The 22742-nt window shown below is 59.7% G+C and carries 1 protein-coding gene (only partly in view); it reads right to left on the bottom strand.

The window, feature by feature from the left end:
- Positions 1 to 22742, bottom strand: the 3' portion of a protein-coding gene (locus OGV19_RS23175; RefSeq protein WP_264310815.1) for an immunoglobulin-like domain-containing protein. It continues 7192 nt past the right edge of the window; 22742 of the gene's 29934 nt are visible here — the last part of the coding sequence; the start codon falls outside the window, past its right edge; the stop codon is at positions 1 to 3.

Consider the following 22742-nt stretch of genomic DNA (forward strand, 5'->3'; position numbering starts at 1 on the left):
TCAGCTGTCTTTGTTATCGATACGGATGGTCGGGTCGCCACCGCTGATCAACGAGTTGATCGAGGTATTGGACCAGTTGACCCCTTCCAACTTGATCGTCACATCGGCGTTGGCCAGGCCACCTGCGGCGTTGAGCTTGCCTTCGCTGCTGACCTGCAGCGTCGAGGAGCCGTCCACCGTGGTGATCTTCAGGTAGTTGTCGATGGTGCTGCCCTTCTCGAACTGAAGCAGATCCTTCAGGTCGATACGGTCACCTTCGGCCACCTTGAAGTCCTTGATCACGTCGTTGCCGACATCGCCCGACTTCCACACGAAGGTGTCGGCACCGCTACCGCCGATCAGGATGTCGTCACCCTGGCCACCGATAAGGATGTCCTTGCCGCTACCGCCCAGCAGGATGTCGTTACCTTTGCCACCATCGAGGGTGTCATCGCCACCTTGGCCGAAGAGGATGTCGTTGCCATTGCCGCCCGACAGGAAGTCCTTGCCGTCGTTGGCACCGGAGATATCGAACTCGGTGTAGTGCTCGGTGATGTACTGGTGGACATTGCTGGTGGTGACCGCACTGGCCTCGACGCCGCTCTTCTGCGCAACGTACGTCTGCAGGGCTTGGTAGCCCTCGCTGACGACACCGTTGAGGGAGATCAGGTCACCGAAGATGATGTCGTTGCCATTGCCGCCATCGACCTTGTCGGCGCCTGGCAGTGTCGCCTCGGAATGCCCGAGGATCGCGCTGGCCAGGTTGGATGGGTCGATATTGGCCTGCGGTTTGCCGGCACTGTCGTATGGCTTCAGGTCAGTCAGGCTGACATCGCTGTTCAAACCAATTGCCTGAACCTTGCTTACGCCGTTGGTCCCGCCCAACAGGGCGAAGCTGGCAGAGGTGTTGTTCGCCGAATCCGCGTAGTTCCAGGAGTCGGCATAACCGGTACCGCCCAGGCCGGAGAACTCGTAGGTGCCATCCCCTTGCGCATGAATCGTCCCGATAGTACGGGTGGAATCAAGCACCAGGTTGCCCCAACGGTTTTCTGAGTAGGTCAGCACTTTGAGGGTGCCTTCGCTATTGATTTCAACTTTGTGTGTTGCGTCGGCCCAGACACTGAAGGTGTCACCCACCTTGTAGTTGTTGACGTTGACCACGTCATCCAGGTACTTGCCGCCGCTCCACAGGCGGTAGTTGGTCGTCTCATTGGCCTGGTAATAGGTCGGCTTACCGTCGGTGATGAAGTAGGTCAGGTTGTCCGCGCCGCTGTTACCGGTAGCCATGGTGCTCTTGAAGAAGTTGGCCGTGGTCTTGAACACATCCTCATAGTTGGTACCACCGCCGTAGCTTGAGCCACCCACCATCGAGTCCAGCACCGCCTGAAGCTTGGTCAGTGCGTCGGTATCGGCAAGATTGACCGCCACGTTCTTGTTTACCTGGGTGTCGAAGTCGGCGATGAAGATATTCACCGTCCCCGAGGTATCGGAGCCCAGGCTGGCTTTCAGCGTCTGGAACACCGAAGCCAACTGGGCCTTGGCCGCGGCGACGGACTGGGTGCTCATACTGCCCGAGCTGTCGACCATGAAGGCAATGTTGTAGTTCTTGCCCGCAACCACGTTCAGGCCAGCCACGTCGGCGACGATGATGTCGTTGCCTTCGCTGCCATTGATGGTGTCATCGCCCGAGGTACCCACTGTTGCCTTGTAGTTGGCGGCGTAGACAGTGACCGGAATCTTGCCGGTGATGCTGTCCGAGCCGCCGAGGCTTTCGGTGGCGGTCGAGGTAACGGTGATGTCGAACGAGCCTTTGTAGTAGGCAGGCGGCGTCAGTGTCAGGCCGCTGAGTTTCCAGCCTGTCACATCAACCGGCGTACCGCCGACAGTCACGGTGTGGCCCGCACCATCGCTCAGCACAGTCCCTTTCGGAATGCCGCTGAGGGTCACGTTCAAGGTTTCGGAACCATCGGTGTCGGTCAGGCCGGTGCTGATACCGACCAGCTTGACCGAACCACCTTCTGGCCCTTCGTTGAGCTTGTAGCCGTCGTAGTAACTCTGGCCGTTGACGGTGTGCAGATCGGACACGCCCAGGCCAGCGTTGGCCATCTCGGTCACGTTCTGGTACATCGGGATGTTGCTGCTGCTCAGGTCGGTGGCCGCACCGGAGCCCACCTGGATGTTCAGGTCATAGCTACCTGGGCCAGACTGGTTGGCGTGGTAGACCTCGATCGGGTAGTAGCCGCTGGACGTTGGGGTGAAGGTGCCGGAAATCTGGCCACCTGCGCCCCAGGTCGCCGTGACCACGGTCTTGCCACCAATGGTGACCACCATGCTGTCATCGGCGATGCCGCTGAAGGTGTAGGTTTTGCCGGCTTCCAGGAAGAGCAGGCCCGAGGTTTTCGAACCGCTGCCAGCGGTAACGCTGCCATCGGACTGCACGTTGGTAGTGGTGGCGCTGGAGGTGGCATTGCCGGAGTTGGCAAAGACAGTCTTCAGCTCTTCGCCAGTAATGCCATTACCACCGGTACCCAGGTTTTTCAGGGTGCTCCAGACTTCCTTGGTCAGGCCTTTGGACTCGACGTCGGTGCTGCCGATCGTCAGGGTCGGTTTGTCGGCCACTGGGCTGATGTCGACCTTCATGGTCACTTCGCTGCCCAGGTTGGTGCCATCGTTCGGCTTGTACTTGAACTGCGCGTAGTCAGCCTGCTTGTTGCCGACACCGGAACCGCCATAGCCATCGGTACCCGACTCGTTCGCCTTCGGTACGAACTTGAGGTAGTTGCTGGTGATGTCGGCCTGGCTGACGACCTGCCCCGCTTTCACATCGACCCACGCGGTGCCGTTGTAGAACTTCAGGCTACCGTCGACCGGCAGGGACGTGATGGTCACGAACAAGCCGGTGTTGCCATCGGCATCGGTGACCTTGAAGTCATTCCAGGTGAACAGGTAGTCGGTGTCTTCCACGCCTTTGACCGCACCGCCCGTCGAGACCGGCAGGTGGTCGTTGTCGAGGATGTTGGTAGTAACGCTCGACTTGCTGCTATCGACCTGCAGGTTCTCGAAGTTACCACCGGTGGCGGCGCCGATCGTCACGGTGAAGTTTTCGGTATCTTCAACCAGCTTGTCGTCGATGGTCTTGATATCGAAGGTGAAGCTGCTGCTGTTGGCCGGGATCTTCACGGTGGTGACTGCGGTGTAATCCTGGCCGTTGGCGGTGCCGCTGTAGGTCAGGGTTACGGTGACTTCCGCCTTCGATGGGTTGCTCAGGGTCAGGGTGTATTTCCCGGTTTCACCTTCGGTCAACGAGGTGGTGCCGGTGATGCCGATGGTGGTGACATCGCCCTGGTTGCCAGTGCCTGGGGTGCCGACACCCGGCTCGTCGTTGACCGTGGTGGTGGCCAGGGCCTTGTCCAGGGTCAGGCTCTCGAACTTGCTGGCACCCGCGCCGCCTACAGATTGCAGGGTCTGGCTGACCGAAGTCTGGCCGATGTAGACGTTATCCGGCGCAGCGACGGTGGCCGTACCGACGGTGCCGTTGGCCGGCACGTTGATGACGGTCTTGCCATCGCTCAGCGTGAAGGTCAGTGCGCCGTGGTTGTTGACTGGCAGGCCATCTTTGCTGGTCAGGGTCACGGTGTAGACGATCGAGCCGCCTTCGGTAACCGACTCGGTTGCCGTCAGCTTGGCGATGACTTCGTTCGAGGTGTCCTTGATGTCCACCGAGGCCGAAGGCTTGGTGACCACCAGGTTTTCGAACTGACGGCCATCCGGCACGCTGGTGCCGGTGATGCTGACCGTCAGCGAACCGGCATCGACGTACACGTCTTCGCCTTGGGCGTCGTGGGTGAAGATGGCCGAGGTTTCGCCCTTCTTGATCACTACCGACTTGCCTTCGCTCAGCTGCACGGTCAGGTCCTGGTCCAGGGCCTGTTTGATGCTGACGGTGAAGGTCGGTTTTTCGTTCTCGAAGACCGAAGTCTGGTTGGCAACGATGCTCAGTTCGACCTTGTCGCCCTGGTTGTTGGTGCCTGGGGTGCCTACGCCTGGCTCGTCGTTGACCGTGGTGGTGGCCGGGGCCTTGTCCAGGGTCAGGTTCTCGAACTTGCTGGCACCCGCGCCGCCTACAGATTGCAGGGTCTGGCTGACCGAAGTCTGGCCGATGTAGACGTTATCCGGCGCAGCGACAGTGGCCGTACCGACGGTGCCGTTGGCCGGCACGTTGATGACGGTCTTGCCATCGCTCAGCGTGAAGGTCAGTGCGCCGTGGTTGTTGACCGGCAGGCCATCTTTGCTGGTCAGGGTCACGGTGTAGACGATCGAGCCGCCTTCGGTAACCGACTCGGTTGCCGTCAGCTTGGCGATGACTTCGTTCGAGGTGTCCTTGATGTCCACCGAGGCCGAAGGCTTGGTGACCACCAGGTTCTCGAACTGGCGGCCATCCGGCACGCTGGTGCCGGTGATGCTGACCGTCAGCGAACCGGCATCGACGTACACGTCTTCGCCTTGGGCGTCGTGGGTGAAGATGGCCGAGGTTTCGCCCTTCTTGATCACTACCGACTTGCCTTCGCTCAGCTGCACGGTCAGGTCCTGGTCCAGGGCCTGTTTGATGCTGACGGTGAAGGTCGGTTTCTCGATCTCGAAGACCGAAGTCTGGTTGGCAACGATGCTCAGTTCGACCTTGTCGCCCTGGTTGTTGGTGCCTGGGGTGCCTACGCCTGGCTCGTCGGTCACAGCAGTGCTGACCGGCGTCTTGTCCAGGACCAGGTTTTCGAACTTGCCAACATCGGCGCCGTCGACGGTGGCGATCGACTTGATCACTGGATCGTTGGTGCCGGTGTAGACGTTGTCCGGAGCCGTCACGGTGGTGAAACCGGTAGTGCTGTTAGCCGGCACGGTGATGACGGTGGTGCCGTCGCTCAGGGTGAAGGTCAGTGCCGAGTGTTTATCAATCGGCAGACCGTCTTTGTTGGTCAGGGTGATGGTGTAAGTGATCACACCACCTTCGGTGACCGAAGGGGTGGCGGTCAGCTTGGCCACCACGTCGTCGGTGGTGTCGGTGACTTTGACCGACGCCGCATCGCCCAACTGCAGGTTCTCGAAGGCACGGCCGTCAACATCGACGGCGGACTTGATGCCCAGCTCGATTTCACCGGCGTCTTTGTAGACGTCGTCGCCCTGCGCGTCGTGGGTGTACGGCGCGCTGCTGGTTTCGCCAGCTTTGATCGTCACAACCGCGTTGTTGCTCAGGGTCACAACCAGATCGTGAGCCAGAGCGGTGTTGATGTGAACGGTGAAGGTCGGTTTGACGTTCTCGGCCACCGAGACCTGATCAGCGGTGATGGTGACCTTGACCAGATCGCCTTCGTTGCCCGTGCCCGGAGTACCCGAACCAGGCTCATCGGTCACAGCAGTGCTGACCGGCGTCTTGTCCAGGACCAAGTTTTCGAACTTGCCAACATCGGCGCCGTCAACGGTAGCGATCGACTTGATCACCGGGTCGTTGGTGCCGGTGTAGACGTTGTCCGGGGCAGTCACGGTGGTGAAGCCAGTGGTGCTGTTAGCCGGGACGGTAATGACGGTGGTGCCGTCGCTCAAGGTGAAGGTCAGCGCCGAATGCTTGTCGATCGGCAAGCCATCTTTGTTGGTCAGGGTGATGGTGTAAGTGATCACACCGCCTTCGGTGACCGAAGGCGTAGCGGTCAGCTTGGCCACCACGTCGTCGGTGGTATCGGTGACTTTGACCGACGCAGCGTCGCCCAACTGCAGGTTCTCGAAGGCACGGCCGTCGATGTCTGCTGCCGACTTGATACCCAGCTCGATTTCACCAGCGTCTTTGTAGACGTCATCGCCCTGCGCGTCGTGGGTGTACGGTGCGCTGGTTTCACCGGCCTTGATGGTGACGGTGGCGTTGTTGCTCAGGGTCACGACCAGGTCGTGAGCCAGAGCGGTGTTGATGTGGACGGTGAACGTTGGTTTGACGTTCTCAGCCACCGACACTTGGTCAGCGGTGATGGTGACCTTGACCAGATCGCCTTCGTTGCCAGTCCCTGGAGTGCCCGAGCCAGGCTCGTCGGTCACAGCGGTGCTGACCGGGGTCTTGTCCAGAACCAGGTTTTCGAACTTGCCGACATCGGCGCCATCGACGGTGGCGATCGATTTGATCACCGGGTCGTTGGTGCCGGTGTAGACGTTGTCCGGGGCCGTCACGGTGGTGAAGCCAGTGGTGCTATTGGCCGGCACGGTGATGACGGTAGTGCCGTCGCTCAGCGTGAAGGTCAGTGCCGAGTGTTTATCAATCGGCAGACCGTCTTTGTTGGTCAGGGTGATGGTGTAAGTGATCACACCACCTTCGGTGACCGAAGGCGTCGCGGTCAGCTTGGCCACCACGTCGTCGGTGGTATCGGTGACTTTGACCGAGGCGGCATCGCCGAGCTGCAGGTTTTCGAAGGCACGACCGTCAACATCGACGGCGGACTTGATGCCCAGCTCGATTTCACCGGCGTCTTTGTAAACGTCATCGCCCTGTGCGTCATGGGTGTACGGCGCGCTAGTTTCACCGGCCTTGATGGTCACAACCGCGTTGTTGCTCAGGGTCACGACCAGGTCGTGGGCCAGAGCAGTGTTGATGTGGACGGTGAAGGTCGGTTTGACGTTCTCGGCGACCGATACCTGATCAGCGGTGATGGTGACTTTGACCAGATCACCTTCGTTGCCCGGAGTGCCAGGCTCGTCGGTCACTGCGGTGCTGACCGGCGTCTTATCCAGAACCAGATTCTCGAACTTGCCGACATCGGCGCCGTCGACGTTGGCGATCGACTTGATCACTGGGTCGTTGGTGCCGGTGTAGACGTTGTCCGGGGCTGTGACTGTGGTGAAGCCAGTGGTGCTATTGGCCGGCACAGTGATGACGGTGGTGCCGTCGCTCAGCGTGAAGGTCAGTGCCGAGTGTTTATCAATCGGCAGACCGTCTTTGTTGGTCAGGGTGATGGTGTAAGTGATCACACCACCTTCGGTGACCGAAGGCGTAGCGGTCAGCTTGGCCACCACGTCGTCGGTGGTATCGGTGACTTTGACCGACGCCGCGTCGCCCAACTGCAGGTTCTCGAAGGCACGGCCGTCGATGTCTGCTGCCGACTTGATACCCAGCTCGATTTCACCAGCGTCTTTGTAGACGTCGTCGCCCTGCGCGTCGTGGGTGTACGGTGCGCTGGTTTCACCGGCCTTGATGGTCACAACCGCGTTGTTGCTCAGGGTCACGACCAGGTCGTGGGCCAGAGCGGTATTGATGTGAACGGTGAAGGTCGGTTTGACGTTCTCAGCGACCGACACTTGGTCAGCCGTGATGGTGACCTTAACCAGATCGCCTTCGTTGCCAGTCCCTGGAGTGCCCGAACCAGGCTCATCGGTCACAGCAGTGCTGACCGGGGTCTTGTCCAGAACCAGGTTTTCGAACTTGCCGACATCGGCGCCGTCGACGGTGGCGATCGATTTGATCACCGGGTCGTTGGTGCCGGTGTAGACGTTGTCCGGGGCTGTGACTGTGGTGAAGCCAGTGGTGCTGTTGGCCGGCACAGTGATGACGGTGGTGCCGTCGCTCAGCGTGAAGGTCAGTGCCGAGTGTTTATCAATCGGCAGACCGTCTTTGTTGGTCAGGGTGATGGTGTAAGTGATCACACCACCTTCGGTGACCGAAGGCGTAGCGGTCAGCTTGGCCACCACGTCGTCAGTGGTATCGGTGACTTTGACCGACGCCGCATCGCCCAACTGCAGGTTCTCGAAGGCACGGCCATCCACATCGACGGCGGACTTGATACCCAGCTCGATTTCGCCAGCGTCTTTGTAGACGTCGTCGCCCTGCGCGTCGTGGGTGTACGGTGCGCTGGTTTCACCGGCCTTGATGGTGACGGTGGCGTTGTTGCTCAGGGTCACGACCAGGTCGTGAGCCAGAGCGGTGTTGATGTGGACGGTGAACGTTGGTTTGACGTTCTCAGCCACCGACACTTGGTCAGCGGTGATGGTGACCTTGACCAGATCACCTTCGTTGCCCGTGCCCGGAGTACCCGAACCAGGCTCATCGGTCACAGCAGTGCTGACCGGCGTCTTGTCCAGGACCAAGTTTTCGAACTTGCCAACATCGGCGCCGTCAACGGTAGCGATCGACTTGATCACCGGGTCGTTGGTGCCGGTGTAGACGTTGTCCGGGGCAGTCACGGTGGTGAAGCCAGTGGTGCTGTTAGCCGGGACGGTAATGACGGTGGTGCCGTCGCTCAAGGTGAAGGTCAGCGCCGAATGCTTGTCGATCGGCAAGCCATCTTTGTTGGTCAGGGTGATGGTGTAAGTGATCACACCGCCTTCGGTGACCGAAGGCGTAGCGGTCAGTTTGGCCACCACGTCGTCGGTGGTATCGGTGACTTTGACCGACGCAGCGTCACCCAGCTGCAAGTTCTCGAAGGCACGGCCGTCGATGTCTGCTGCCGACTTGATGCCCAGCTCGATTTCGCCAGCGTCTTTGTAGACGTCGTCGCCCTGCGCGTCGTGGGTGTACGGTGCGCTGGTTTCACCGGCCTTGATGGTGACGGTGGCGTTGTTGCTCAGGGTCACGACCAGGTCGTGAGCCAGAGCGGTGTTGATGTGGACGGTGAACGTTGGTTTGACGTTCTCAGCCACCGACACTTGGTCAGCGGTGATGGTGACCTTGACCAGATCGCCTTCGTTGCCAGTCCCTGGAGTGCCCGAACCAGGCTCATCGGTCACAGCAGTGCTGACCGGGGTCTTGTCCAGAACCAGGTTCTCGAACTTGCCAACATCGGTGCCGTCGACGGTGGCGATCGATTTGATCACCGGGTCGTTGGTGCCGGTGTAGACGTTGTCCGGGGCAGTCACGGTGGTGAAGCCAGTGGTGCTGTTGGCCGGCACAGTGATGACGGTGGTGCCGTCGCTCAGCGTGAAGGTCAGCGCCGAGTGTTTGTCGATCGGCAGACCGTCTTTGTTGGTCAAGGTGATGGTGTAAGTGATCACACCGCCTTCGGTGACCGAAGGGGTGGCGGTCAGCTTGGCCACCACGTCATCGGTGGTATCGGTGACTTTGACCGACGCCGCGTCGCCCAGCTGCAGGTTCTCGAAGGCACGGCCATCCACATCGACGGCGGACTTGATACCCAGCTCGATTTCGCCAGCGTCTTTGTAGACGTCGTCGCCCTGCGCGTCGTGGGTATACGGTGCGCTAGTTTCACCGGCCTTGATGGTGACGGTGGCGTTGTTGCTCAGGGTCACGACCAGGTCGTGGGCCAGAGCGGTGTTGATGTGGACGGTGAACGTTGGTTTGACGTTCTCAGCCACCGACACCTGGTCAGCCGTGATGGTGACCTTGACCAGATCGCCTTCGTTGCCAGTCCCTGGAGTGCCCGAACCAGGCTCATCGGTCACAGCAGTGCTGACCGGGGTCTTGTCCAGAACCAGGTTTTCGAACTTGCCGACATCGGCGCCGTCGACGGTGGCGATCGATTTGATCACCGGGTCGTTGGTGCCGGTGTAGACGTTGTCCGGGGCAGTCACGGTGGTGAAGCCAGTGGTGCTGTTGGCCGGCACAGTGATGACGGTGGTGCCGTCGCTCAGCGTGAAGGTCAGTGCCGAGTGTTTATCAATCGGCAGACCGTCTTTGTTGGTCAGGGTGATGGTGTAAGTGATCACACCACCTTCGGTGACCGAAGGCGTAGCGGTCAGCTTGGCCACCACGTCGTCAGTGGTATCGGTGACTTTGACCGACGCCGCATCGCCCAACTGCAGGTTCTCGAAGGCACGGCCATCCACATCGACGGCGGACTTGATACCCAGCTCGATTTCGCCAGCGTCTTTGTAGACGTCGTCGCCCTGCGCGTCGTGGGTGTACGGTGCGCTGGTTTCACCGGCCTTGATGGTGACGGTGGCGTTGTTGCTCAGGGTCACGACCAGGTCGTGAGCCAGAGCGGTGTTGATGTGGACGGTGAACGTTGGTTTGACGTTCTCAGCCACCGACACTTGGTCAGCGGTGATGGTGACCTTGACCAGATCACCTTCGTTGCCCGTGCCCGGAGTACCCGAACCAGGCTCATCGGTCACAGCAGTGCTGACCGGCGTCTTGTCCAGGACCAAGTTTTCGAACTTGCCAACATCGGCGCCGTCAACGGTAGCGATCGACTTGATCACCGGGTCGTTGGTGCCGGTGTAGACGTTGTCCGGAGCCGTCACGGTGGTGAAACCGGTAGTGCTGTTAGCCGGCACGGTAATGACGGTGGTGCCGTCGCTCAGGGTGAAGGTCAGCGCCGAGTGTTTATCAATCGGCAGACCGTCTTTGTTGGTCAGGGTGATGGTGTAAGTGATCACACCACCTTCGGTAACCGAAGGCGTAGCGGTCAGCTTGGCCACCACGTCATCGGTGGTATCGGTGACTTTGACCGACGCCGCATCGCCGAGCTGCAGGTTTTCGAAGGCACGACCATCCACATCGACGGCGGACTTGATGCCCAGCTCGATTTCACCGGCGTCTTTGTAAACGTCATCGCCCTGTGCGTCATGGGTGTACGGCGCGCTAGTTTCGCCAGCTTTGATCGTCACAACCGCGTTGTTGCTCAAGGTCACGACCAGGTCGTGAGCCAGGGCAGTGTTGATGTGAACGGTGAACGTTGGTTTGACGTTCTCAGCGACCGACACTTGGTCAGCGGTGATCGTGACTTTGACCAGATCACCTTCGTTGCCCGGAGTACCTGGCTCGTCGGTCACAGCGGTGCTGACCGGGGTCTTATCCAGAACCAGGTTTTCGAACTTCCACGCGTCAGCGCCGCTGACATCGGCGATCGACTTGACCACAGGGTCGTTGGCACCGACGTAGACGTTGTCCGGGGCAGTCACCGTGGTGAAACCGGTAGTGCTGTTAGCCGGGACGGTGATGACGGTGGTGCCGTCACTCAGGGTGAAATACAACGGCGCGTGGTTGTCGATCGGCAGACCATCTTTGTTGGTCAGCGTAATGGTGTAGGTGATCTCACCGCCTTCGGTGACCGAAGGGGTCGCGGTCAGCTTGGCGATCACGTCGTCGGTGGTGTCGGTGACTTTGACCGACGCCGCGTCGCCCAACTGCAGGTTCTCGAAGGCACGGCCGTCAACATCGACGGCGGACTTGATGCCCAGCTCGATTTCACCGGCGTCTTTGTAGACGTCATCGCCCTGCGCGTCATGGGTGTACGGCGCGCTGCTGGTTTCGCCAGCTTTGATCGTCACAACCGCGTTGTTGCTCAGGGTCACGATCAGGTCGTGAGCCAGGGCAGTGTTGATGTGAACGGTGAACGTCGGTTTGACGTTCTCGGCGACCGAAACCTGGTCGGCCGTGATGGTGACCTTGACCAGATCGCCTTCGTTGCCCGGAGTACCCGGTTCGTCGGTCACAGCAGTGCTGACCGGCGTTTTGTCCAGAACCAGGTTCTCGAACTTGCCGACATCGGCGCCGTCGACGGTGGCGATCGATTTGATCACCGGGTCGTTGGTGCCGGTGTAAACGTTGTCCGGCGCAGTCACAGTAGTGAAACCAGTGGTGCTGTTAGCCGGGACGGTGATGACGGTGGTGCCGTCGCTCAGCGTGAACGTCAGTGCCGAGTGCTTATCGATCGGCAGACCGTCTTTGTTGGTCAAGGTGATGGTGTACGTGATCGCACCACCTTCGGTGACCGAAGGGGTGGCGGTCAGCTTGGCCACCACGTCGTCGGTAGTGTCGGTGACTTTGACCGACGCCGCATCGCCCAACTGCAGGTTCTCGAAGGCACGACCGTCAACATCGACGGCGGACTTGATACCCAGCTCGATTTCACCGGCGTCTTTGTAGACGTCATCGCCCTGCGCGTCATGGATGTACGGCGCGCTGCTGGTTTCGCCAGCTTTGATTGTCACAACCGCGTTGTTGCTCAGGGTTACGACCAAGTCGTGAGCCAGGGCAGTGTTGATGTGGACGGTGAAGGTCGGTTTGACGTTTTCAGCCACCGACACTTGGTCAGCGGTGATGGTGACCTTGACCAGATCGCCTTCGTTGCCAGTCCCTGGAGTGCCCGAACCAGGCTCATCGGTCACAGCAGTGCTGACCGGGGTCTTGTCCAGAACCAGGTTCTCGAACTTGCCGACATCGGCGCCATCGACGGTGGCGATCGACTTGATCACTGGGTCGTTGGTGCCGGTGTAGACGTTGTCCGGTGCAGTCACGGTGGTGAAACCGGTAGTGCTGTTAGCCGGGACAGTGATGACGGTGGTGCCGTCGCTCAAGGTGAAGGTCAGCGCCGAATGCTTGTCGATCGGCAGACCGTCTTTGTTGGTCAGGGTGATGGTGTAGGTGATCACACCGCCTTCGGTGACCGAAGGTGTCGCGGTCAGCTTGGCCACCACGTCGTCGGTGGTGTCAGTGACTTTGACCGACGCGGCATCGCCCAGCTGCAGGTTTTCGAAGGCACGGCCATCGATGTCTGCTGCCGACTTGATACCCAGCTCGATTTCACCAGCGTCTTTGTAGACGTCGTCGCCCTGTGCGTCATGGGTGTACGGCGCGCTAGTTTCACCGGCCTTGATGGTCACAACCGCGTTGTTGCTCAGGGTCACGACCAGGTCGTGGGCCAGAGCAGTGTTGATGTGGACGGTGAAGGTCGGTTTGACGTTCTCGGCGACCGATACCTGATCAGCGGTGATGGTGACTTTGACCAGATCACCTTCGTTGCCCGGAGTGCCAGGCTCGTCGGTCACTGCGGTGCTGACCGGCGTCTTATCCAGAACCAGATTCTCGAACTTGCCGACATCGGCGCCGTCGACGTTGGCGATCGACTTGATCACTGGGTCGTTGGTGCCGGTGTAGACGTTGTCCGGGGCTGTGACTGTGGTGAAGCCAGTGGTGCTGTTGGCCGGCACAGTGATGACGGTGGTGCCGTCGCTCAGGGTGAAGGTCAGCGCCGAATGCTTGTCGATCGGCAAGCCATCTTTGTTGGTCAGGGTAATGGTGTAAGTGATCACACCGCCTTCGGTAACCGAAGTCGTAGCGGTCAGCTTGGCCACCACGTCGTCGGTGGTGTCGGTGACTTTGACCGATGCCGCATCGCCCAACTGCAGGTTCTCGAAGGCACGGCCATCCACATCGACGGCGGACTTGATGCCCAGCTCGATTTCGCCAGCATCTTTGTAGACGTCATCGCCCTGCGCGTCATGGGTGTATGGCGCGCTGGTTTCACCGGCCTTGATGGTGACGGTGGCGTTGTTGCTCAGGGTCACCACCAGGTCGTGGGCCAGAGCGGTGTTGATGTGAACGGTGAAGGTCGGTTTGACGTTTTCTGCCACCGACACCTGGTCAGCCGTGATGGTGACCTTGACCAGATCGCCTTCGTTGCCTGGAGTACCTGGCTCGTCGGTCACAGCGGTGCTGACCGGGGTCTTGTCCAGGACCAGGTTTTCGAACTTCCACGCGTCAGCGCCGCTGACATCGGCGATCGACTTGACCACAGGGTCGTTGGCACCGACGTAGACGTTGTCCGGAGCCGTCACGGTGGTGAAACCGGTGGTGCTGTTGGCCGGCACGGTGATGACCGTTTTGCCGTCACTCAGGGTGAAGTACAACGGCGCGTGGTTGTCGATCGGCAAGCCGTCTTTGTTGGTCAAGGTGATGGTGTAAGTGATCTCGCCGCCTTCGGTGACCGAAGGTGTAGCAGTCAGCTTGGCCACCACGTCGTCGGTGGTGTCGGTGACTTTGACCGAGGCTTCATGACCCAACTGCAGGTTTTCGAAGGCACGGCCGTCGATGTCTGCTGCCGACTTGATGCCCAGGGTGATTTCACCGGCATCTTGGTAAACGTCGTCGCCTTGTGCGTCGTGAGTGTACGGTTCGCTGCTGGTTTCACCGGCTTTGATGGTCACAACCGCGTTGTTGCTCAGGGTCACGACCAGGTCGTGGGCCAGAGCAGTGTTGATGTGGACGGTGAACGTCGGTTTGACGTTCTCGGCGACCGACACTTGGTCAGCCGTGATGGTGACTTTGACCACGTCACCTTCGTTGCCCGGAGTGCCTGGCTCGTCGGTCACAGCAGTGCTGACCGGGGTCTTATCCAGAACCAGGTTTTCGAACTTCCACGCGTCAGCGCCGCTGACATCGGCGATCGATTTGACCACAGGGTCGTTGGCACCGACGTAAACGTTATCCGGGGCAGTCACGGTAGTGAAACCGGTGGTGCTGTTGGCCGGCACGGTGATGACCGTTTTGCCGTCACTCAGGGTGAAGTACAACGGCGCGTGGTTGTCGATCGGCAAGCCGTCTTTGTTGGTCAGCGTAATGGTGTAAGTGATCTCACCGCCTTCGGTGACCGAAGGGGTGGCGGTCAGCTTGGCGATCACGTCATCGGTGGTATCGGTGACTTTTACCGAAGCGGCGTCGCCCAGCTGCAGGTTTTCGAAGGCACGACCGTCAACATCGACGGCGGACTTGATACCCAGCTCGATTTCACCGGCGTCTTTGTAGACGTCGTCACCTTGCGCGTCGTGGGTGTATGGCGCGCTGGTTTCACCCGCCTTGATCGTCACAACCGCGTTGTTGCTCAAGGTCACAACCAGATCGTGAGCCAGGGCAGTGTTGATGTGGACGGTGAACGTTGGTTTGACGTTTTCCGCCACCGAAACCTGGTCAGCGGTGATGGTGACTTTGACCAAGTCGCCTTCGTTGCCCGGAGTACCCGGTTCGTCGGTCACAGCGGTGCTGACCGGCGTCTTGTCCAGAACCAGATTTTCAAACTTGCCAACATCAGCGCCGTCGACGGTGGCGATCGACTTGATCACCGGGTCGTTGGTGCCGGTGTAGACGTTGTCTGGTGCAGTCACGGTGGTGAAACCGGTGGTGCTGTTAGCCGGGACGGTGATGACGGTAGTGCCATCGCTCAGGGTGAAGGTCAGCGCCGAGTGTTTATCAATCGGCAGACCGTCTTTGTTGGTCAAGGTGATGGTGTAAGTGATCACCCCGCCTTCGGTAACCGAAGTCGTAGCGGTCAGCTTGGCCACCACATCGTCAGTGGTATCGGTGACTTTGACCGACGCCGCGTCGCCCAGCTGCAGGTTCTCGAAGGCACGGCCGTCGATGTCTGCTGCCGACTTGATGCCCAGCTCGATTTCGCCAGCGTCTTTGTAGACGTCGTCGCCCTGCGCGTCGTGGGTGTACGGTGCGCTGGTTTCACCGGCCTTGATGGTCACAACCGCGTTGTTGCTCAGGGTCACGACCAGGTCGTGGGCCAGGGCGGTGTTGATGTGAACGGTGAAGGTCGGTTTGACGTTCTCGGCGACCGACACTTGGTCAGCGGTGATGGTGACTTTGACCAGATCACCTTCGTTGCCCGGAGTACCAGGCTCGTCGGTCACAGCAGTGCTGACCGGGGTCTTGTCCAGAACCAGGTTCTCGAACTTGCCAACATCGGCGCCGTCAACGGTGGCGATCGATCTGATCACTGGGTCATTGGTGCCGGTGTAGACGTTGTCCGGAGCCGTCACGGTGGTGAAACCAGTGGTGCTGTTAGCCGGGACGGTAATGACGGTGGTGCCGTCGCTCAAGGTGAAGGTCAGCGCCGAGTGTTTGTCGATCGGCAGACCGTCTTTGTTGGTCAGGGTGATGGTGTAAGTGATTACCCCGCCTTCGGTAACCGAAGGCGTAGCAGTCAGCTTGGCCACCACGTCGTCGGTGGTGTCAGTGACTTTGACCGACGCGGCATCGCCCAGCTGCAGGTTTTCGAAGGCACGGCCATCGATGTCTGCTGCCGACTTGATGCCCAGCTCGATCTCACCGGCGTCTTTGTAGACGTCATCGCCCTGCGCGTCATGGGTGTATGGCGCGCTGGTTTCGCCAGCCTTGATGGTGACGGTGGCGTTGTTGCTCAAGGTCACGACCAGGTCGTGGGCCAGGGCAGTGTTGATGTGAACGGTGAAGGTCGGTTTGACGTTTTCCGCCACCGAGACCTGATCAGCGGTGATGGTGACTTTGACCAAGTCGCCTTCGTTGCCCGGAGTACCTGGCTCGTCGGTCACAGCGGTGCTGACCGGCGTCTTATCCAGAACCAGATTTTCGAACTTGCCAACATCAGCGCCGTCGACGGTGGCGATCGACTTGATCACCGGGTCATTGGTGCCGGTGTAAACGTTGTCCGGAGCGGTGACAGTCACAAAGCCCGAGGTGCCATTCGCCGGCACGGTGATGACGGTGGTGCCATCGCTCAGGGTGAAGGTCAGCGCCGAATGCTTGTCGATCGGCAGACCGTCTTTGTTGGTCAGGGTGATGGTGTAGGTGATCACACCGCCTTCGGTGACCGAAGGCGTAGCGGTCAGCTTGGCCACCACGTCGTCGGTGGTGTCAGTCACTTTGACCGAGGCTGCATCGCCCAACTGCAGGTTCTCGAAGGCACGGCCGTCAACATCGACGGCGGACTTGATGCCCAGCTCGATTTCACCGGCATCTTTGTAGACGTCATCGCCCTGCGCGTCATGGGTGTATGGCGCGCTGGTTTCGCCAGCTTTGATGGTGACGGTAGCGTTGTTGCTCAGGGTCACAACCAGATCGTGGGCCAGGGCAGTGTTGATGTGAACGGTGAAGGTCGGTTTGACGTTTTCCGCCACCGAGACCTGATCAGCGGTGATGGTGACTTTGACCAAGTCGCCTTCGTTGCCCGGAGTACCTGGCTCGTCGGTCACAGCGGTGCTGACCGGCGTCTTATCCAGAACCAGATTTTCGAACTTGCCGACATCGGCGCCATCCACCGAAGCGATCGATTTGATCACCGGGTCATTGGTGCCGGTGTAGACGTTGTCCGGGGCAGTCACGGTGGTGAAACCGGTAGTGCTGTTAGCCGGGACAGTGATGACGGTGGTGCCGTCGCTCAAGGTGAAGGTCAGTGCCGAGTGTTTGTCGATCGGCAGACCATCTTTGTTGGTCAGGGTGATGGTGTAGGTGATCACACCGCCTTCGGTGACCGAAGGTGTCGCGGTCAGCTTGGCCACCACGTCGTCGGTGGTGTCAGTCACTTTGACCGAGGCTGCATCGCCCAACTGCAGGTTCTCGAAGGCACGGCCATCGATGTCTGCTGCCGACTTGATGCCCAGCTCGATTTCGCCAGCGTCTTTGTAAACGTCATCGCCCTGCGCGTCATGGGTGTATGGCGCGCTGGTTTCGCCAGCCTTGATGGTGACGGTGGCGTTGTTGCTCAAGGTCACGACCAGGTCGTGGGCCAGGGCAGTGTTGATGTGAACGGTGAAGGTCGGTTTGACGTTTTCCGCCACCGAGACCTGATCAGCGGTGATGGTGACTTTGACCAAGTCGCCTTCGTTGCCCGGAGTACCTGGCTCGTCGGTCACAGCGGTGCTGACCGGCGTCTTGTCCAGGACCAGGTTCTCGAACTTGCCGACATCGGCGCCATCGACGGTGGTGATCGACTTGATCACTGGGTCGTTGGTGCCAGTGTAGACGTTGTCCGGGGCAGTCACCGTAGTGAAACCGGTGGTGCTGTTGGCCGGCACGGTGATGACAGTGGTGCCGTCGCTCAAGGTGAAGGTCAGCGCCGAGTGTTTGTCGATCGGCAGACCGTCTTTGTTGGTCAAGGTGATGGTGTAAGTGATTACCCCGCCTTCGGTAACCGAAGGCGTAGCAGTCAGCTTGGCCACCACGTCGTCGGTGGTGTCAGTGACTTTGACCGACGCGACATCGCCCAGCTGCAGGTTTTCGAAGGCACGGCCATCGATGTCTGCTGCCGACTTGATGCCCAGCTCGATTTCGCCAGCGTCTTTGTAAACGTCATCGCCCTGCGCGTCATGGGTGTACGGTGCGCTGGTTTCGCCAGCTTTGATGGTGACGGTGGCGTTGTTGCTCAGGGTTACGACCAAGTCGTGAGCCAGGGCAGTATTGATGTGAACGGTGAAGGTCGGTTTGACGTTCTCGGCGACCGATACCTGATCAGCCGTGATGGTGACCTTGACCAGATCGCCTTCGTTGCCAGTCCCTGGAGTGCCCGAGCCAGGCTCGTCGGTCACTGCGGTGCTGACCGGGGTCTTGTCCAGAACCAGGTTCTCGAACTTGCCAACATCGGCGCCGTCAACGGTGGCGATCGATTTGATCACTGGGTCATTGGTGCCGGTGTAGACGTTGTCCGGAGCCGTCACGGTGGTGAAACCAGTGGTGCTGTTAGCCGGGACGGTAATGACGGTGGTGCCGTCGCTCAAGGTGAAGGTCAGCGCCGAATGCTTGTCGATCGGCAGACCATCTTTGTTGGTCAAGGTGATGGTGTAAGTGATTACCCCGCCTTCGGTAACCGAAGGCGTAGCGGTCAGCTTGGCCACCACGTCGTCGGTGGTGTCGGTGACTTTGACCGATGCCGCATCGCCCAGCTGCAGGTTCTCGAAGGCACGACCGTCAACATCGACGGCGGACTTGATACCCAGCTCGATTTCACCGGCGTCTTTGTAGACGTCGTCACCTTGCGCGTCGTGGATGTACGGTGCGCTGCTGGTTTCGCCAGCTTTGATCGTCACAACCGCGTTGTTGCTCAGGGTTACGACCAAGTCGTGAGCCAAGGCAGTATTGATGTGAACGGTGAAGGTCGGTTTGACGTTTTCCGCGACCGACACTTGGTCAGCGGTGATGGTGACTTTGACCAGATCGCCTTCGTTGCCTGGAGTACCTGGCTCGTCGGTCACAGCGGTGCTGACCGGGGTCTTGTCCAGAACCAGATTCTCGAACTTGCCAACATCGGCGCCGTCGACGGTTGCGATCGATTTGATCACTGGGTCGTTGGTGCCGGTATAGACGTTGTCCGGAGCCGTCACGGTGATGAAACCAGTGGTGCTGTTAGCCGGGACGGTGATGACGGTAGTGCCGTCGCTCAGCGTGAAGGTCAGTGCCGAGTGTTTATCAATCGGCAGACCGTCTTTGTTAGTCAGGGTGATGGTGTAAGTGATCACCCCGCCTTCGGTGACCGAAGGTGTAGCAGTCAGCTTGGCCACCACATCATCGGTGGTATCGGTGACTTTGACCGACGCCGCGTCGCCCAGCTGCAGGTTCTCGAAGGCACGGCCGTCGATGTCTGCTGCCGACTTGATGCCCAGCTCGATTTCGCCAGCGTCTTTGTAGACGTCGTCGCCCTGCGCGTCGTGGGTGTACGGTGCGCTGGTTTCACCGGCCTTGATGGTCACAACCGCGTTGTTGCTCAGGGTCACGACCAGGTCGTGGGCCAGGGCGGTGTTGATGTGAACGGTGAAGGTCGGTTTGACGTTCTCGGCGACCGACACTTGGTCAGCGGTGATGGTGACTTTGACCAGATCACCTTCGTTGCCCGGAGTACCAGGCTCGTCGGTCACAGCAGTGCTGACCGGGGTCTTGTCCAGAACCAGATTCTCGAACTTGCCAACATCGGCGCCGTCGACGGTTGCGATCGACTTGATCACTGGGTCGTTGGTGCCGGTGTAGACGTTGTCCGGGGCAGTCACGGTGATGAAACCGCTGGTGCTGTTGGCCGGGACGGTGATGACGGTGGTGCCGTCGCTCAAAGTGAAGGTCAGCGCCGAATGCTTGTCGATCGGCAGACCGTCTTTGTTGGTCAGGGTGATGGTGTAGGTGATCACACCCCCTTCGGTAACCGAAGGCGTAGCGGTCAGCTTGGCCACCACGTCATCGGTGGTATCGGTGACTTTGACCGACGCCGCATCGCCGAGCTGCAGGTTTTCGAAGGCACGACCGTCAACATCAACGGCGGACTTGATGCCCAGCTCGATTTCGCCAGCATCTTTGTAGACGTCGTCGCCCTGCGCGTCGTGGGTGTATGGCGCGCTGGTTTCGCCAGCCTTGATGGTGACGGTGGCGTTGTTGCTCAAGGTCACGACCAGGTCGTGGGCCAGAGCGGTGTTGATGTGGACGGTGAAGGTCGGTTTGACGTTCTCGGCGACCGACACCTGGTCAGCCGTGATGGTGACTTTGACCAGATCCCCTTCGTTGCCCGGAGTGCCTGGCTCATCGGTCACAGCAGTGCTGACCGGGGTCTTGTCCAGAACCAGGTTCTCGAACTTGCCAACATCGGTGCCGTCGACGGTGGCGATCGATTTGATCACTGGGTCGTTGGTGCCGGTGTAGACGTTGTCCGGGGCAGTCACGGTGATGAAACCAGTGGTGCTGTTAGCCGGGACGGTGATGACGGTAGTGCCATCGCTCAGCGTGAAGGTCAGCGCCGAATGCTTGTCGATCGGCAGACCGTCTTTGTTGGTCAGGGTAATGGTGTACGTGATCACACCACCTTCGGTTACCGAAGGTGTAGCAGTCAGCTTGGCCACCACGTCGTCGGTGGTGTCAGTGACTTTGACCGAAGCGGCGTCGCCCAACTGCAGGTTTTCGAAGGCACGGCCATCCACATCGACGGCGGACTTGATACCCAGCTCGATTTCGCCAGCATCCTTGTAGACGTCGTCGCCCTGCGCGTCGTGGGTGTACGGCGCGCTGGTTTCGCCAGCCTTGATGGTGACGGTGGCGTTGTTGCTCAAGGTCACGACAAGGTCGTGGGCCAGAGCGGTGTTGATGTGAACGGTGAAGGTCGGTTTGACGTTCTCAGCGACCGAAACCTGGTCGGCAGTGATGGTGACTTTGACCAAGTCGCCTTCGTTGCCAGTGCCTGGAGTACCCGAGCCCGGCTCGTCCGTCACGGAAGTGCTGACGGTATCACTACCCAGAGTCAGCTTCTCGAAGTTGTCTGCACCCGATACCGATTCAAGCTTGTTGGCGATAGCGGTCTGACCACCGACATACACGTCATCATTAACCGTGACGGTTGCAGTACCAGATGCACTATTGGCCGGAATCGTAACTTTTGTGCCGTCGGTGAGGGTGAAAGTCAGCGCGCCATGCTGAGTGACAGACAGCCCCTGTGCGTTGGTCAGGGTGACGGTGTAGGTCACCTGACCACCTTCCGCCACGGTCGACTTGTCGACAGTCAGGGTTGCAATGACTTCACTGATAGTGTCCGAAATCTCTACGGTAGCCGGGCCACCGAGGGCGAGATTTTCGAAGGTCGCACCAGACACAGTAGCGTCGGTGACACTCAGCGTCACCGAGCCCGCGTCCTTGATGACGTCGTCACCCTGGGCCGGGGTCTTGTATTCGACCTCGGTCTTGCCGGCCTCGATGGTGACGGTTTCGCCGTTCGACAGAGTGATCGTCAACGGACGGTCCAGTGCCTGGCTCACTTTTACCGTGAAGGATGGCTGCTGATCTTCAGTCACGTTGCCATTGCTGACGATGCTTACCGTGACGGTATCAATACTGTCATTGATCGTGGTCTGCGCCGGAGTCGGGTTCGGCGTCAATTGCTCGAAGTTGCCGCCAGTCGCGCCAGTGATGGTGGTGCTGACAGTCGAGCCATTGTTGTAAACGTCGTTGTCCGGGGTCTGGAAATCAACACTGCCCTGGGTCTTACCGGCTTCAACGGTGATGGTCTGGCCGTTGGACAGGGTCACGGTCACCGGTGTTTGAGCTGGGTTGCTCAGGGTCACGGTGTAAGTGATCACGCCACCTTCGGTTACCGAAGGATTGGCGGTCAGGGTCGCAGTGGTCACATCCACCGAATCATTGATCGTGGTCTGCGCCGGGGTCGGGTTCGGCGTCAGTTGCTCGAAGTTACCGCCAGTCGCGCCAGTGATGGTGGTGCTAACAGTCGAACCGTTGTTGTAGACGTCGTTGTCCGGGGTCTGGAAGTCAACGCTGCCCTGGGTCTTGCCAGCCTCAACAGTGATGGTCTGGCCGTTGGACAGGGTCACGGTTACCGGAGTTTGAGCTGGATTGCTCAGGGTCACGGTGTAGGTGATCACGCCGCCTTCGGTCACGCTTGGCGAAGCAGTCAGGGTCGCGGTGGTGACATCGACCGAATCATTGATCGAGGTCTGCGCCGGGGTTGGGTTCGGCGTCAGTTGCTCGAAGTTACCGCCGGTAGCGTCCTGGATCGTGACACTTACAGTCGAGCCGTTGTTGTAGACGTCGTTGTCCGGGGTCTGGAAGTCGACACTGCCCTGGGTCTTACCGGCTTCAACGGTGATGGTCTGGCCGTTCGACAGAGTCACGGTCACCGGAGTTTGAGCTGGGTTGCTCAGGGTCACGGTGTAAGTGATCACACCACCTTCGGTTACCGAAGGATTGGCGGTCAGGGTCGCAGTGGTCACATCCACCGAATCATTGATCGTGGTCTGCGCCGGGGTCGGGTTCGGCGTCAGTTGCTCGAAGTTACCGCCGGTAGCGTCCTGGATCGTGACACTTACGGTCGAGCCGTTGTTGTAGACGTCGTTGTCCGGGGTCTGGAAGTCAACGCTGCCCTGGGTCTTGCCCGCTTCAACAGTGATGGTCTGGCCGTTGGACAGGGTCGCGGTTACCGGAGTCTGAGCAGGGTTGCTCAGGGTCACGGTGTAGGTGATCACGCCGCCTTCGGTTACCGAAGGACTGGCGGTCAGGGTCGCGGTGGTCACATCGACCGAGTCGTTGATCGAGGTCTGCGCCGGGGGCGGGTTCGGCGTCAGTTGCTCGAAGTTACCGCCGGTAGCGCCAGTAATGGTGGTGCTAACGGTCGAGCCGTTGTTGTAAACGTCGTTGTCCGGCGTCTGGAAGTCAACGCTGCCCTGGGTCTTGCCAGCCTCAACAGTGATGGTCTGGCCGTTGGACAGGGTCACGGTTACCGGAGTTTGAGCTGGATTGCTCAGGGTCACGGTGTAGGTGA

The organism is Pseudomonas putida (genome assembly GCF_025905425.1).
GTDB classification, from domain to species: domain Bacteria; phylum Pseudomonadota; class Gammaproteobacteria; order Pseudomonadales; family Pseudomonadaceae; genus Aquipseudomonas; species Aquipseudomonas putida_AF.